Raw genomic sequence first — 15641 nt, 5'->3', positions numbered from 1 at the left:
TTGGGACTGCTTCGCAGTCCAACGGGGGCAAGCCCCCTCGCCACAAGAGCACTCTCGGCTTTCGAACTGCATCAACCCACCCGCTTTATCAGACAACCCGCGCATCCCCGCGCCAACTTGGCTAAAATGCCGGCCTTTTCACCGATACTGCTGGAACCGCCGTGAGCAAAGAACCCGATCGCCTTTTCGCCCAGCCTTTGGCCCAGGTGCCTGACTTCGCCTTCAACGAGGACGTGGTGCGGGTGTTCCCGGACATGATCAAGCGCTCGGTGCCGGGCTATCCGACCATTGTCGAAAACCTCGGCGTGCTCGCCGCGCAGTTCGCCCAACCGGGCAGCGTGCTCTACGACCTGGGCTCGTCGCTGGGTGCCGTGACCCAGGCCCTGCGCCGGCATGTGCGCACCGACGGTTGCCGGGTGATCGCTGTGGATAACTCGGCAGCCATGGTCGAGCGCTGCCGCGAATACCTCAATGGCCAGGACTCGATGTTCCAGGAGTTGCTGCCGGTCGAGGTGATCGAGGGCGACATCCTGGCGCTGAAATTCCAGCCGGCCTCGGTGGTAGCGCTGAACTTCACCCTGCAATTCATCGCCCCGGACCAACGCACCGCGCTGTTGACGCGCATCCGTCAGTCGCTGTTGCCCGGCGGTGCCCTGATCCTCTCGGAAAAACTGCGCTTCGAAGACGAGCAGGAACACGCGTTGCTCACCGACCTGCACATCGCCTTCAAACGCGCCAACGGCTACAGCGAGCTGGAAATCGCCCAGAAGCGCAGCGCCATCGAAAACGTCATGAAGCCCGACAGCCTCGAAGAACACCGCGAGCGCCTGTTGGCCGCCGGGTTCTCGAAAGTCGTGCCATGGTTCCAGTGTCTTAACTTTGCCTCGTTGATTGCCCTGCCATGATTGATCTGTCTCCCCTCGCCCGCCGTCTGGCCGGCACGCCGCTGGCCGAATGGGCCAACACCCTGCAGGCGCAACTCGACAAGAAAATGGAAAAGGGCCATGGCGACCTGGAGCGCTGGCAAAGCGCGCTGGACGCCCTGCCAAAGATCCAGCCGAGCGAAGTCGATTTGCTCAACGGCCTGAAGCTGGACACCGATTGCGACGATGAAACCCGCGCGCAAATGCGTTCCGCCTTGATGGGCCTGTCGCCGTGGCGCAAGGGGCCGTTCGACCTGTTCGGCGTGCACGTCGACACCGAATGGCGCTCGGACTGGAAGTGGTCGCGGGTCGCCCCGCATCTGGACCTTGCGGGCAAGCGCATCCTCGATGTCGGCTGCGGCAACGGCTATTACATGTGGCGCATGCTCGGCGCCGGTGCCGACAGCGTGATCGGTGTCGACCCGAACTGGCTGTTCTTCTGCCAATTCCAGGCGGTGCAGCGCTACCTGTCCGAGCCGAACGCCTGGCACCTGCCCTTCCCGTTCGAAGACCTGCCGCCGAACCTCGAAGGCTTCGACACAGTATTTTCCATGGGCGTGTTCTACCACCGCCGCTCGCCCATCGAGCATTTGCTGGCGCTGAAGGATTGTCTGGTCAAGGGCGGTGAGCTGGTGCTGGAAACGCTGGTGGTCGAAGGCGACAAGCACCAGGTACTGGTGCCGGAAGACCGCTACGCGCAGATGCGCAACGTATGGTTCCTGCCGTCGGTGCCGGCGCTGGAATTGTGGCTGCGACGTGCCGGGTTCAGCGATGTGAGGTGCGTGGATGTGAGCACCACCACCGTCGAGGAACAGCGCGGGACGGAGTGGATGAAGTACCAGTCGCTGAGCGATTTCCTCGATCCGGAAGATCACGGCAAGACCGTTGAAGGGCTGCCGGCGCCGATGCGGGCGGTGATTGTGGCGAAGAAGTAACCGATCTCTCCCAGACAATGCAAAAACCTGTGGGAGCTGGCTTGCCAGCGATAGCGGTGGTTCAGTCGACATCAATGTTTGATGTACCGACGCCATCGCTGGCAAGCCAGCTCCCACAGGGAATGGTGGCGTGGTTCAGAGGGCGGGCTTTGCCCGTCGAGCCTTGAAGAATTCGCTGAGCACCGCCCCGCACTCCTCCGCCAACACCCCACCCTCATGCAACACCCGGTGATTCAAAAAGCCCTGGGTAAAGAATTGCCCCTGGCTCTGCACAATCCCCGCCTTGGGCTCCAGCGCGCCATACACCACCCGCGTTATCCGCGAATGCACGATCAGCCCGGCGCACATGCTGCACGGCTCCAGCGTCACATACAGCGTACTGCCGGGCAGGCGATAGTTGCTGACGGCCTCGGCGGCGGCGCGAATCGCGACCATCTCGGCGTGGGCACTGGGATCGCTGGTGCTGATCGGGCAATTGAAGCCACGCCCGATGATTTCACCGTCCTGCACCAGCACCGCGCCCACCGGCACTTCGCCCAGGGCTGCGCCTTGGGCGGCCAGGGCCAGGGCTTCACGCATGAATTCGCGATCACGGCTGCGGTCGATGATGGCGGCGGGACGAATCTGACGCATCACGCCACCTCGATGGCGGCCATCAGGCCGGTTTCCATGTGATCGATCACATGGCAGTGGAACATCCAGACCCCGGGGTTATCCGCCACCAGCGCCACTTGCGCGCGCTCGTTCTTGCCCAGCAGATAAGTGTCGGTGAAGTACGGAATCACTTTGTGCCGGTTCGAGGCGATGACCTTGAAGCTCATGCCGTGCAGGTGAATCGGGTGCTGATACTGGGTCATGTTCTTCAATTCGAAAATGTAGCTCTTGCCCTTTTCCAGCTTGGCAATCGGGCGGTCGGCGCAGGTCTTGTCGGTGATGTCCCAGGCCTTGCCGTTGATCTGCCACAGGCTCGGCGGCTTGCCGTTGTCGACGTTGACCGACACCGAGCCGACCCACTCGAAATTGAAGTTGAGTTTCACGGCATTGGCCAGGTCCGGCTCGGCAATCGGGTTGGCCGGCAGTGCCGGCGGCCATTGGCTTGGTGCGTCGGTATTGGCCACTGAACGCAAGGTACCCAGGCGCACCGGGCCGTTGCGCAAGGACAATTCTTCACCGGCCGCAGGCGCCTTGATCGCAAGACAAATGCGCATGCCGGGGCCGAGCCAGTATTCCTTGCCCAGCGGGCGCGGTTCGACGGGGTTGCCGTCGAGCGCATAGATCTGCGCTTCGACGCCGGGAATATTCAGGCGATAGGTCAGGGTGTTATCGAGATTGAGAATGCGCACCCGGGTGATCTGCCCGGCCGGCAAGTCGATCACCGCCTGCGGCACACCGTTGATGGTCGCCAGGCGTCCCGCCGTGCCGCCACGGGCCGCTTCCCGGGGAATGCTGAACTCGACGAAATTGCCGACCTCGTCGACATGCCAGCTCTTGAGGCTCAAGGTCTTTTCGTACTTGAAACCGGTGGGCTCGCGCTCTTCGATGATCAGCGGGCCCACCAGGCCACGGCCGAGCTCTTCGCTGCTGTTCACATGCGGGTGGTACCAGTAGCTGCCGGCATCCGGTACGCGGAATTTGTAGTCGAAGTACTCGCCCGGCAGCACCGGCAATTGCGAGACGTAGGGTACGCCGTCCATTTCCAGCGGCAGGCGGATGCCGTGCCAGTGAATGGTGGTCGCCACCGGCAAGTGATTGATGAAGCGCACCCGCAGCCATTCACCCTGGCGCACCCGCAACTCGGTGCCCGGCGCCGACGGGCCAAAGGCCCAGGCCTGGGTCTTGTGCCCGGCCACCAACTCCACGTCCAACGGCGCCGCAATCAGCTCATAGTCGTGACCGGCATCCGCATCGGCCATCTTGCCCAGCCAGTAGCGCGACGCACCACCGGCTCCCACGCCAACGACAACAAGACCGGCCAGGCCACCGAGTATTTGGCGACGGGTAAAGGACATGAACTCAACTACCTCACAAATCAACGACAGGCCAGCGACCCGGAAAAGGCGAATACGATACACCTGCAACTGCGAAACAGTAAGGGCGATACAGTGACGCATGCCGGATCGCCCATGCATATAACTATGTAGTACACCTCCTCTGAACGAACGGGTCATGCTCAATACTCGTTTCTCAAGGAGTGAGACTGCATGAATCCGAATCAAAACCGGCCCCTGCCCAATGCAGACGACAAGGCCGCCCTCAAGGCCATCGCCACCCGCATCATCAAGACCTGCCCCAGCCTGCAAGACACCGCTCATGACGTCGCCCTTAACCTGCTGAAGAAGTACGGCATCACCGGCCTCGATCCGGACCGGGTGTATTTCCACCGCTTCGACGCGTCGCAAAGCAGCTCGAAGGCCTTCTCCGGATGGGAGCATGTCAACGCCACCCCGACGTCGTCCATGACCCTGACCCAACTGGTGATCCACCGCTTCCGCGCCGCCGATCAGGACAATGCCGATCTGCTGGATGTGTATGCGGGTTTCTATACCGTTGGACCGCGCACCGGGACTTTCAATGAAACCAACGAAGTGCGCCTGCACGGCAACGACGTGCTGACAGACTTCTGGAGCATCGACTTCAGCGCGGTCTACAACGAACGGCTGACGAGCTTCTGGAGCGAATCCGGCGCCGACTTCCGTACCCTGGCCAAGTGCAATTTTCTCATCAACGCCTTGCGGGCCCGCGACCGTAGAAAGCTCAGTGACGCGGACTTCAATGTCGCCGTCACGGCCGTCATGGGCCCCATCACCTGGCCGGTCAGCCTGCAGATGTTGCAAACGCAATACCCCGATACGCATGCCCAGGTACGAATGCTGGATGTGGCCGGCTACCTGTCGAACAACATTGTGCGCATCAAGGCGCCCAAAGGCCGGCAGATTCTCTACCTTCCCGGAGAGGCCGAAGCCTTCAAGGTGCTGGAAACCGAAACGGACATGCACTTCTGGGTGTTGCTGCAAATGAATGACGAGGCGCGACGCCAGGCATTCATGGCGCACTTTTCCATGGCCGATCGCCAGGACATCGCTGATAACCTCACGGACCTGATGAACCGCTTGGTGGGCAGCTGGAGTGTGTACGACCATCAGTTGATCAATCAGGAAAACCGCGGCGTTGACGGTGACGTTTTCAGTTGGTTGCGAGACTCGAGCAAGGCTGCGATGTCCGCCGAGGCCGCGCTGTCACTGACCTCCAATGGCGATCTGCGGGAAAAACTGTGGATCGGTTACCTCAGCGCCGGCGTGAAAGTGTTCGGTCCGATGGCGGTCGTCGGCTGGCCGGTCGCACTGCCGGTGATCGGCGCCAGCATCGCCAACATGGGGTTGAACATCGATCAGGCGGTCAACGGCAAAACCGCCGAGGAACGCAAGGCCGGTGTGCTTGGCGCGGTGCTCAGCGGTATCGACATAGTGTTCAACCTGCTCGTCCTCAAAGGTCCCGGTTCGCTGGAAGAAGCCGGCCCCGAAATCGACGCCGCCGAGGCGAAGGAAATGGCTGAGCTGAAGGAGACGACACCACCGCCCAAAGCCCCCAAACCTGCACCGACCGAGGTGGCCGTTGGAACACCGGATAATGCCGGACCTACGGTGAAGGTGCCGGAATCCTTCAAGATCAAGGTATCGCTCAGTGACGACACACTGGTTCACCAACCGGGCAAGTTTCAAGGCACCTATCAGCTTGCTTCCAACCCTTCGTCCGCGATAAAGCTCAACGACAGCGCGTACTTCGTGCGCTATGAATCCGATATCAATGGCCGTGGCACCTGGGCCATCATCGACCCGGCCAACCCCCATGCATTCTCTGGTTCGATCCCCGTGCGTTTAAATGCTGCTGGCACCTGGGAAATCACCCCGCGCCTGGGACTGAGGGGCGGCATGATCGTACCGCCGGCTTCCAGCACTGGTGCGACAAGCGAGCCCGTCATCGAAGAATGGGCGCGTACACCGGGCATTCATGTGCCCGGCCTCGAAGACCCGCAAATGAGGGCCTGGGCACTCGGTGGACCCGATGTACGTAATTTGTACAGACGTTTACGGAGCATGGGCAGCATAGATGCACGTAGCGAGCTTGGGATCGAAGCAGAACTCACCGAGTCCTTGAGCGAGTTCCAGCTGGATCAGGAAGAGCCACGCAATGAATTGATCAGCGATGCAAACGCCTACTACGAGCTCAATCCCCCGCCCCCTCGCCTTCCAGTCCCTGCACGGGTGTTAAACACATCGACCGAACTGCTCGACGTCGCATTCGCGGAAAAACCGGGACTGATCGTTGGCGAGAGCCGCGGCAGTGTCGGCAGTAAGCAGTTCCTGATCGAAAACATGCCCGCCCTGGCCCGCCGCGGCGTGAAGACGTTGTACTTGCAGGAACTGCTGGCCAACGTCAATCAGCTCGATCTGGACACTTTTGCCAGGACCGGCGAAATGCCCGAAGAGCTGGAGAACTACCTGAGAAAACTCGACTTCAAGGCCGGCAACGATCCCGAGGGCAGATTCAACCTGCTGGCGCTGGTGAGGTCTGCCAACGCCCAGCGTGTGCGGGTGCAGGCCATCGATATGACAACGACCTACAACATCAACGAAGACTCGTTTTCCCGGCATCCGGACAGCCAAATGGCAAGGAGTTACTTTGCTGGCGAGGTCATTCAGCTCAATGAAGAATTGAAGGGGCCCGCCAAATGGATTGCCTTGGTCGATCAGGAGCACATGACCAGTTTCAGAGGCTATCAAGGCATCAGTGAACAGACTGACGCCTTGAGTGTACGAATCGAAGACGTGACACCGGGTCAGGCACTGCCCATTGGTTCCGATCCGGGATTAGCGGTGGAATATGCAGACTATCCGGGCTCGCCTGTCGAGGAGGAAGGGTCCGGCATCACTGGCTTCGACCACATCCGAGACAGCATCCAAGGCGACTGGCGTGTACAAATGCAAACCCCGTGGGCCTACCGGACGCCACAAGAGCTGCGAACGCTGTTACCGGAACCGGGGATGTTCACCTTTCAGCGCTACAGAAGCAGCCTGTTGGTGGTCTATCGCAATGCCGAGAACCGAATGGCCGACACTGTGATCAGAATGACACCCGGTGGCAGGATCAACCTGGATACTCCGCTTGGGCCGGCCTATGACTCCATGACAGTGGATAACCTGGGGGAACTGAAACAGGCACTGATTGAAAATGGCATGCAACCGATGGGTTGGCCGCCAGTGGCTGGAGAGGCCGAGGGTGCGGCATCGGAGCTCGAGGAGCTTGCCCGGGTACGACCTGAAGTCCAGCGGCCGAGCATACCCCAGCACTGGCAAGCCAACGAATTGCTGGAAGGGATAACACCCGAAACAACGCCCGGGAAATTCCAGGGTATCTATCGACTCGATTCCGAGCCCTCGACGGCCATCATGGTGAACGAGACTCCCTTCTACGTTCGCTTTCAAAACGATGGCGCCGGATCCGGGCACTGGGCCGTAGTTGATCCGCAGCGACCATCAACGTTCGTCGGCTCGATTCCAGTAAGACTGAATGCCGAAGGTGAGTGGGAAACGATGCCACGATATGGACTCAAGGGTGGCGGTAACGACCTGGAAGGAGTGTCGCTACGCAAACCCGCCACAAAATACGACGCACCTGCCAGATACAGCCTCAGGAAACTGGCGATGGGCAAACCGGAGACCCATGTCAAAGTCAGCCGTTTGCCCGACGGCACAATGAAAGGGATAACCACCTACGACGAATACGTCGCCGCCCCTCGTGCCGAGTTGTCACGGGACGCTCGAAGCTTCTTTGCCCGCAGCGGTTTCTCCACCTCCCTGCCTACCCGCCCGGCCATCCCCGCCGTCACGCCCTCGACCACCGCCACAGAACTGATCGGGCAGGCGCTGGATGCAGCAAATGGCCTGGTCATCGGTGAGAGTCAGGATCGCATTGCCAGTATGCGTTTTCTCATCGAGAACATGCCGACACTCGCCAGACAGGGGGTCAAAACACTGTATTTCCATCGCCTGCTCAACGATTTCAGTCAACTGGACTTGAACACATTCTTCAGCACCGGGGAAATGTCCGATGACCTGGAGGAAACGCTGCAACAACTGCAAAGCGACCCGTCAGGGCGATATACGCCGCTTGAAGTGGTCAGGGCTGCGCGACTCAACGGCATTCGGGTTCAGGCGACGGACTGTCTGGCGAGCTATCGCTATCCCACCTCGCCACTGCCCGACATGCATGAGCAAGCCATAAAGAACTACCTCACCCACACGATCATGCAGGCCAACGAATCCCTCAATGGCGCAGGTAAATGGGTGGTACTGACCGACCAGGAAAACATCAATACCTTTCGCGGTATGGCCGGCATCAGTGAAATACAGGGCGGTATCGGCTTGCGCATCGAAGAAGTGTTGCCCGAACAACGCCTGCTGATCGAGACAGACCGGGGCATCGAAGTGGGACGGGGCTTCACCACGCAACCGGACCATGTCAGTGGCGAATACGATACGTTGTACGCCGACCTGAGCCTGCAGATGCCGCTACCGCTGCTCGAGCGAACACCGGCGGAACTCAATCGGCTGCTGTTCCGGCAAGGCATGTTCACCTTCGAGAAGGTCGATGGAACCTGGACCTTGATTCATCGCGGCAGAGACCGCCAGATTGCGCGAACGCTGGTCGAGCGTACGGTTGACGGCAAATACCTGATCAATCGCCCGACATGGACTGATGTGCATCAGGTGCCATACGCCAGTATCGTCGAACTGTCCTGGGCCCTGAGCCGCATGGGCATGGACCTCGAAGGGCGTCTGCCTCTGTAGTTCGTGCCTGTTTCTGCCACGCCTGCATGCAAGAAGCCCCCGGTCTCGCAACCGGGGGCTTCCTTTACCGCTATCGTTTTGAGCCCGGGTTCACAGGCTCAAATACGATCATTCCCACTCAATGGTCGCCGGCGGCTTGCTCGACACGTCGTAGGTGACGCGAGAGATGCCTTCGATTTCATTGATGATGCGGCCGGATACGGTTTCCAGCAGTTCGTAAGGCAGGTGCGCCCAACGCGCGGTCATGAAGTCGATGGTTTCCACGGCACGCAGGGCCACGACCCAGGCGTAACGACGGCCATCGCCGACCACGCCAACCGATTTCACCGGCTGGAACACCACGAAGGCCTGGCTGACCTTGTGGTACCAGTCGGCCTTGCGCAGTTCTTCGATGAAGATGTGGTCGGCACGACGCAGCAGGTCGGCGTATTCCTTCTTCACTTCCCCGAGGATGCGCACGCCCAGGCCCGGACCCGGGAACGGGTGACGGTAGACCATGTCGTACGGCAGGCCCAGCTCCAGGCCCAGACGACGGACTTCGTCCTTGAACAGTTCGCGCAGTGGCTCGACCAGTTTCAGGTTCATTTCTTCCGGCAGGCCGCCCACGTTGTGGTGCGACTTGATCACGTGGGCCTTGCCGCTTTTCGCGCCAGCCGACTCGATCACGTCCGGGTAGATGGTGCCCTGGGCCAGGTACTTGATGTTGTCCAGCTTGCAGGATTCGGCATCGAACACGTCGATGAAGGTGCGACCGATGATCTTGCGCTTCTTCTCCGGGTCGGCTTCGCCGGCCAGGTTGCCCAGGAACTGCTCCTCGGCGTTGGCGCGGATCACCTTGACGCCCATGTTCTCGGCGAACATGGCCATCACTTGCTCGCCTTCGTGCAGGCGCAGCAGGCCGTTGTCGACGAACACGCAGGTCAGCTGGTCGCCGATGGCCTTGTGCAGCAGTGCGGCAACCACGGACGAATCGACACCGCCGGACAGACCGAGCAGGACGTTGTCGGTGCCGACCTGGGCGCGAACCTGGGCGATGGCGTCTTCAGCGATCTTCGACGGGGTCCACAGGGCTTCACACTCGCAGATGTCGAGGATGAAGCGCGACAGGATGCGACCGCCCTGCTTGGTGTGGGTCACTTCCGGGTGGAACTGTACGCCGTAGTAGCGACGCTCGTCGCTGAACATGCCGGCGATCGGGCAGCTCGGGGTGCTGGCCAGGATGTGGAAGTCTTCCGGCATCCGGGTGACCTTGTCACCGTGGCTCATCCATACGTCGAGGCCGAACAGGCCGTCGGCGTCGATGTGGTCTTCAATGCCGTCGAGCAGACGGCTCTTGCCGACCACGTCCACGCGGGCGTAACCGAACTCACGCAGCTCGGAACCTTCAACCTTGCCGCCCAGTTGCTCGGCCATGGTCTGCATGCCGTAGCAGATACCGAAAACCGGCACGCCCAGATCGAAAACGGCTTGCGGGCAGCGAGGGCTGTTGGCTTCGTGAACCGACTCCGGGCCACCGGCGAGGATGACGCCTTTAGGAGCGAATTCGCGGATCGCATCTTCGTCCATGTCGAACGGATGCAGTTCGCAATACACGCCGATTTCACGCACGCGGCGGGCGATCAGCTGGGTGTACTGGGAACCGAAGTCGAGGATCAGGATGCGGTGAGCGTGAATGTCGAGGGCCATGATTCAGTCTCGTCTAAAAAATTCGGAAACAGTCGTGATTCAGAAACAACTCGGGGCTGAATAAAACAGCCCCGGTTGCTTAACGTGTTGCTTGAAGGCTCAACCTACGCGGTAGTTTGGCGCTTCCTTGGTGATCTGCACGTCGTGGACGTGGGACTCGGCCATGCCGGCGCCGGTGATCCGCACGAACTCAGGCTTGGTACGCATCTCTTCGATGTTGGCGCTACCGGTGTAGCCCATCGAGGAACGCAGGCCGCCCATCAACTGGTGGATGATCGCGCTCAGGGTGCCCTTGTACGGAACACGCCCTTCGATGCCTTCCGGAACGAGCTTCTCGGCGCCTGCCGAGGAGTCCTGGAAGTAACGGTCGGAGGAACCCTGGGCCTGGGACATGGCGCCCAGCGAACCCATGCCGCGATAAGCCTTGTAGGAACGGCCCTGGAACAGTTCGATCTCGCCCGGCGCTTCTTCGGTACCGGCGAACATCGAGCCCATCATCACGCAGGAAGCACCGGCGACGATGGCCTTGGACAGGTCACCGGAGAAACGGATGCCGCCGTCGGCGATCAACGGAACGCCAGTGCCTTCGAGGGCAGCGGCGACGTTGGCGATGGCACTGATTTGCGGTACGCCGACACCGGCGACGATACGGGTGGTGCAGATCGAGCCAGGGCCGATACCGACCTTGACCGCGTCAGCGCCGGCTTCGGCCAGGGCCTTGGCGGCAGCGCCGGTGGCGATGTTGCCGCCGATGACCTGCACTTCAGGGAAGTTCTGCTTGACCCAGCGAACGCGGTCGATCACGCCTTTGGAGTGACCGTGAGCGGTGTCGACCACCACCACGTCAACGCCGGCGGCGACCAGCGCGGCAACGCGGTCACCGGTGTCTTTACCGGTACCGACTGCAGCACCCACGCGCAGACGACCTTGATCGTCCTTGCTGGCCAGCGGGTAAGCCTTGGCTTTTTCGATGTCGTTGACGGTCATCATGCCCTTGAGGGCGAATTTTTCGTCGACGATCAGCACGCGTTCGATGCGGTGCTTGTGCAGCAGTTCACGCACATCGTTCTTGTCGGCGCCTTCCTTGACCGTGACCAGACGCTCTTTAGGCGTCATCACTTCACGGACAGTGGCTTCCAGACGGTTCTCGAAACGCACGTCACGGGAGGTGACAATGCCGACCAGGTCGCCATTGTGCAGCACCGGAACGCCGGAGATGTTGTGCATGCGGGTCAATTCGAACAGTTCGCGCACGGTAGCGTCGGCGACGATGGTGATCGGGTCCTTGACCACACCGGCTTCGTAACGCTTGACCTTGCGCACTTCGGCAGCTTGCTGCTCGATGGTCATGTTCTTGTGGATGATGCCGATACCACCTTCCTGAGCCATGGCAATTGCCAGACGGGCTTCAGTGACGGTGTCCATGGCAGCGGAGACCAGTGGAATATTCAGCTCGATGCCACGGGTAAGGCGGGTCTTGAGACTGACTTCGTTAGGAAGCACCTCGGAATAACCGGGCACTAGGAGAATGTCGTCGAATGTCAGAGCTTCTTGGCTGATACGCAGCATCGCGGGGGCTCCCGAGCGGGAAAATGGAAGCGCGCCATTATAGTCAGACACCCCCTCGGGTTCAATGTAAAACTCTGACTATTATTGGCATTACTGACATACGGGGCGCTTTTTTGTAGGAGCGAGCTTGCTCGCGATGGTCGTGAACGATAATGCGGGTTGCCTGGAAACCCGCGTGACCTGAAAGTTCATCGCGAGCAAGCTCACTCCTGCAGAAGTTCAGAGTTCGACTTTGACCCAGCTGACCGGCTGATCGAGCCAGTCGGCGAACTCGTCGAGAAAGCTTTGCTTGAACCCGGCTTCGGCCCAGTTGTTGAAGATGAATCCGAGGTTGGAGAAACCGCATTCCTGCAGGAACAGAAAGCCGTTGATGTCGTCTTCATGCCCGCATTCCGGGCAGGTGAAGTTATCGGTGCGTCCCGGCATCCAGTCTTCCAGGCTTTCGAACAGCGCCTCACCGACCTCCTTGCGGCACTCGGCGCAGCCGGCTTCCTCAAGGAAACCCTTGGCCGGCGTATAGATGCAGCGCTTGGTAATGATCTCCAGGCCATTGACCGGCTCACCGAACGGCAGGGCTTCGGGGTGCAGGACCACTGCGCGGGCACCGTCAGCGATGGCATGGGCCATGCGATTGCCGGTGCGGCCGCAGGTGGTCAGCTCTTCCTGGATGATGTTCTTGCGCACCAGCCAGCGCACAACGGCCCGGGCCCGGGGCTCGTGCACCGGCAGGGTGGAGATTTTCGGGACGATGATGCTTTGGGAATTCATGGGTACAGGCCTGGAGCATTGATAAATGACCTGTAGGAGCGAGCCTGCTCGCGATGGTCGTTAACGATAACGCGGGGGAGTCTGGTTCCCCGCGGTGTTCTTGAGTCCATCGCGAGCAGGCTCGCTCCTACAGGTAAGGCAATGGCGCGATGCCTATAGAAGGTATAGGCCCGCCATAGCTGTTTTTACAGTTCGACGACAACCGCCTGCGAAGCACGGGTCGCCTTGGCGCGGGCGGCTTCGATCGATTCGTCGCGCGCCAGGGCCACGCCCATGCGGCGCTGGCCGTTGACTTCAGGCTTGCCGAACAGGCGCAGCGCGGTATCCGGCTCGCTCAAGGCGGCGCCCAGGTTGGCGAATGCGGTCTGGGTCGACTGCCCTTCCACCAGAATCACCGCCGAGGCCGATGGCCCGAACTGACGGATCAACGGGATCGGCAGGCCGAGAATGGCCCGTGCATGCAGGGCGAACTGCGACAGGTCCTGAGAAATCAGCGTGACCAGGCCGGTGTCGTGCGGGCGCGGCGAGACTTCGCTGAACCACACCTGGTCACCCTTGATGAACAACTCGACGCCGAACAGACCACGGCCACCCAGGGCTTCGGTCACGGCTTTGGCGACGCGTTCGGATTCAGCCAGGGCAATCGGGCTCATGGCCTGCGGCTGCCAGGATTCCTGGTAGTCGCCCTTCTCCTGACGGTGACCGACCGGCGCGCAGAAGGTGGTGCCACCAACGTGGCGCACGGTCAGCAAGGTGATTTCGTAGTCGAAATCGATGAAGCCTTCGATGATCACCCGACCTTTGCCGGCACGGCCACCTTCCTGGGCGTAGTCCCAGGCTTTCTGCACGTCATCGACGCTGCGCAGCAGGCTCTGGCCCTTGCCCGAGGAGCTCATGACCGGCTTGACCACGCACGGGAAACCGAGGTCTTCGACGGCTTTGCTGTAGTCCTCGAAGGTGTCGGCGAAGTGGTACGGCGAGGTCGGCAGGTCCAGCTCTTCAGCGGCCAGGCGACGGATGCCTTCGCGGTTCATGGTCAGTTGCGCGGCGCGGGCAGTCGGGATCACGGTGAAACCTTCAGCCTCCAGCTCCACCAGGGTCGCGGTGGCGATCGCTTCGATTTCCGGGACGATGAAATGCGGCTTCTCGGCCTCGATCACGGCACGCAGGGCAGCGCCATCGAGCATGTTGATCACGTGGCTGCGGTGCGCCACCTGCATGGCCGGCGCGTTGGCGTAGCGATCCACGGCAATCACTTCAACGCCCAGGCGTTGCAGCTCGATCACCACTTCCTTGCCCAACTCGCCACAGCCACACATCAATACGCGGGTCGCGGTGGGCGACAATGGAGTTCCGATACGGGTCATCTGAAGGTCCTCAAGAAGCGGATCATCGAGGGAAGCACGCTTCCCATGGGGAGAAAGCGCGGCATTTTACATGAACTTCAGCTGACGACAGCCTGTTTGCGCAGGCGCCAGGCCATGATCAGCCACACGGCAGTGACCCCGGCGAATTTCGAACCCAGGGCGGTGAGGATCACCCCCGGCGTCAGGGCGTCGATCATGCCGAAGAAGATAAAGGTATCGAGGGGAATGCTCAGGGCCGAACTTATCCACAGGCGATCATGCAGCGGGCGCTTGGTGATGCTGAACACCAGCCAGTCGATGCACTCGGAAACCGCGAACGCCGTGGCGCTGGCCAGGGCGATGGACGGATCGGAGGTGGCGTAGGACAACACCAGCGCCACCAGCATCGCCACGAGGGCGCCATGCCCGAAACGGGTTTGCACCATGTCGCGCAACACAAACACCAGCCCGCCCCAGGCCGACCAGAGGATGTCCAGGTGTGGCGCGGTGGAAAAGGCGAAGTTGATCAGCACGACGCTGCTGATGTAGGTGATCAGGAAGAGCATCGGAGCAGTAGTACCTGTCAATTTTGTGCACAGGGTACTCCATCTCCGGTACACAAATAACCTGTGGCGAAGCGCTTTTGTGGCGAGAGGGCTTGCCCCCGTTGCGCTGCGCAGCAGCGCCAAATCCTGCAATCACATTCTGTCTGACCAACCTGGCCCGCTGAATTTACGACTGCTGCGCAGCCGAACGGGGGCAAGCCCCCTCGCCACAAAAGCGCGACCGACTTAGTTATTGGACTTGGTGGGCAACATCCACACTAACCCACTGGCCTTGGCCCGCTCATGACACAACCCCAGCACCTTGCGCCGTTCGTCGTTGGTCATGCGGCTCCAGCGGGTGATTTCCTCAACCGTGCGCTGGCAACCGGTGCAGATGTCATCGTCATCCAGCGCACAAATACTCACGCAGGGCGATGCTACCGGGCGTTCGGTGGCCGTCATTCTTCCTGCTCGACCAGATCGCGGGCATAACGCTGCGAGTTGTGCACATAGTGGGCGGCGCTGGCTTCCAGCATCTTGATTTGCGGTTCAGTCAATTCGCGCACCACTTTGCCGGGCGAACCCATGACCAGCGATCCGTCCGGAATCTCCTTGCCTTCGCCGATCAGCGAATTGGCGCCGATGATGCAGTTCTTGCCGATCTTCGCGCCATTGAGAATCACTGCGTTGATGCCGATCAGGCTGTAGTCGCCGACGGTGCAGCCGTGGAGCATGGCGTTGTGGCCGATGGTCACGCCGGTGCCGATGGTCAGCGGATAGCCCATGTCGGTGTGCATCACGGTGCCGTCCTGGACGTTGCTGTTCTTGCCGATCAGGATCAACTCATTGTCGCCGCGCAACACGGCGTTGAACCAGACGTTGGCGCCCTCTTCCAGCTTGACCTTGCCCACCAGCACAGCATTGGGGGCGACCCAGCTCTGTGGATGGGTTTGGACACGGGCGTCGCCCAGGCGGTATTTCATTGTTGTTTTCCTCAGGGCTCGGGCAGTGCCATTCGAAC

General features: G+C 60.8%; 12 protein-coding genes. 3 read left to right on the top strand and 9 right to left on the bottom strand.

The features are described from left to right. Nucleotides 1-161: 161 nt before the first annotated feature. Together cmoA and cmoB are read left to right on the top strand one after the other, a co-directional pair. Nucleotides 162-905 (top strand): carboxy-S-adenosyl-L-methionine synthase CmoA, encoded by a 744-nt coding sequence (cmoA, locus tag Q8X48_RS09800; RefSeq protein ID WP_217837307.1) that lies wholly within the window; start codon nucleotides 162-164, stop codon nucleotides 903-905. Next, nucleotides 902-1858: a tRNA 5-methoxyuridine(34)/uridine 5-oxyacetic acid(34) synthase CmoB gene (cmoB, locus tag Q8X48_RS09795; protein WP_407800605.1), complete on the top strand. Its 957-nt coding sequence runs from the start codon at nucleotides 902-904 to the stop codon at nucleotides 1856-1858. The genes cmoA and cmoB overlap by 4 nt, the downstream gene beginning before the upstream one ends. Nucleotides 1859-1993: 135 nt before the next feature. Here cmoB and tadA read toward each other — a convergent pair whose 3' ends face one another. Together tadA and Q8X48_RS09785 are read right to left on the bottom strand one after the other, a co-directional pair. Beyond that, on the bottom strand, nucleotides 1994-2491 hold the full coding sequence (gene tadA, locus Q8X48_RS09790; RefSeq protein ID WP_116581923.1) for a tRNA adenosine(34) deaminase TadA: 498 nt from the start codon (nucleotides 2489-2491) through the stop codon (nucleotides 1994-1996). Further along, nucleotides 2491-3867, bottom strand: a complete 1377-nt coding sequence (locus Q8X48_RS09785; RefSeq protein ID WP_407800604.1) for a multicopper oxidase family protein — start codon at nucleotides 3865-3867, stop codon at nucleotides 2491-2493. The genes tadA and Q8X48_RS09785 overlap by 1 nt, the downstream gene beginning before the upstream one ends. A gap of 192 nt (nucleotides 3868-4059) precedes the next feature. Here Q8X48_RS09785 and Q8X48_RS09780 point away from each other — a divergent pair, with 192 nt between their 5' ends. Further along, complete coding sequence (locus Q8X48_RS09780) at nucleotides 4060-8706, top strand: membrane-targeted effector domain-containing toxin (protein ID WP_407800603.1); 4647 nt, start codon at nucleotides 4060-4062, stop codon at nucleotides 8704-8706. Between the two features lie 108 nt (nucleotides 8707-8814). On the opposite strand, the gene guaA is transcribed toward Q8X48_RS09780, so the two are convergent. From guaA to Q8X48_RS09745, 7 genes are all read right to left on the bottom strand, one after another. Next, on the bottom strand, nucleotides 8815-10392 hold the full coding sequence (guaA, locus tag Q8X48_RS09775; RefSeq protein WP_008053207.1) for a glutamine-hydrolyzing GMP synthase: 1578 nt from the start codon (nucleotides 10390-10392) through the stop codon (nucleotides 8815-8817). A 99-nt stretch (nucleotides 10393-10491) separates the two neighbouring features. After that, on the bottom strand, nucleotides 10492-11961 hold the full coding sequence (guaB, locus tag Q8X48_RS09770) for an IMP dehydrogenase (RefSeq protein WP_095964851.1): 1470 nt from the start codon (nucleotides 11959-11961) through the stop codon (nucleotides 10492-10494). A 219-nt stretch (nucleotides 11962-12180) separates the two neighbouring features. Further along, nucleotides 12181-12729, bottom strand: a complete 549-nt coding sequence (locus Q8X48_RS09765; protein ID WP_007973932.1) for a hypothetical protein — start codon at nucleotides 12727-12729, stop codon at nucleotides 12181-12183. A gap of 185 nt (nucleotides 12730-12914) precedes the next feature. Beyond that, nucleotides 12915-14096: a formate-dependent phosphoribosylglycinamide formyltransferase gene (gene purT / locus Q8X48_RS09760; RefSeq protein WP_007982831.1), complete on the bottom strand. Its 1182-nt coding sequence runs from the start codon at nucleotides 14094-14096 to the stop codon at nucleotides 12915-12917. Nucleotides 14097-14173: 77 nt separating this feature from the next. Beyond that, entirely contained in the window at nucleotides 14174-14641 is a 468-nt protein-coding gene (locus Q8X48_RS09755) for a VUT family protein (RefSeq protein WP_217837302.1), read from the bottom strand. Nucleotides 14642-14866: 225 nt separating this feature from the next. Continuing rightward, nucleotides 14867-15082: a DUF1289 domain-containing protein gene (locus Q8X48_RS09750; protein ID WP_126049517.1), complete on the bottom strand. Its 216-nt coding sequence runs from the start codon at nucleotides 15080-15082 to the stop codon at nucleotides 14867-14869. Next, nucleotides 15079-15603, bottom strand: coding sequence for a gamma carbonic anhydrase family protein (locus Q8X48_RS09745; protein ID WP_095964847.1), 525 nt, complete (start codon nucleotides 15601-15603; stop codon nucleotides 15079-15081). Before Q8X48_RS09745 ends, Q8X48_RS09750 begins: the two co-directional genes overlap by 4 nt. Nucleotides 15604-15641 lie beyond the last annotated feature (38 nt).

Origin of the sequence: Pseudomonas sp. QLc11A, assembly GCF_052112305.1 — a bacterium.
Lineage (GTDB): Bacteria > Pseudomonadota > Gammaproteobacteria > Pseudomonadales > Pseudomonadaceae > Aquipseudomonas > Aquipseudomonas laurylsulfatiphila.
This window is presented reverse-complemented; position numbering and strand designations above follow the sequence as displayed.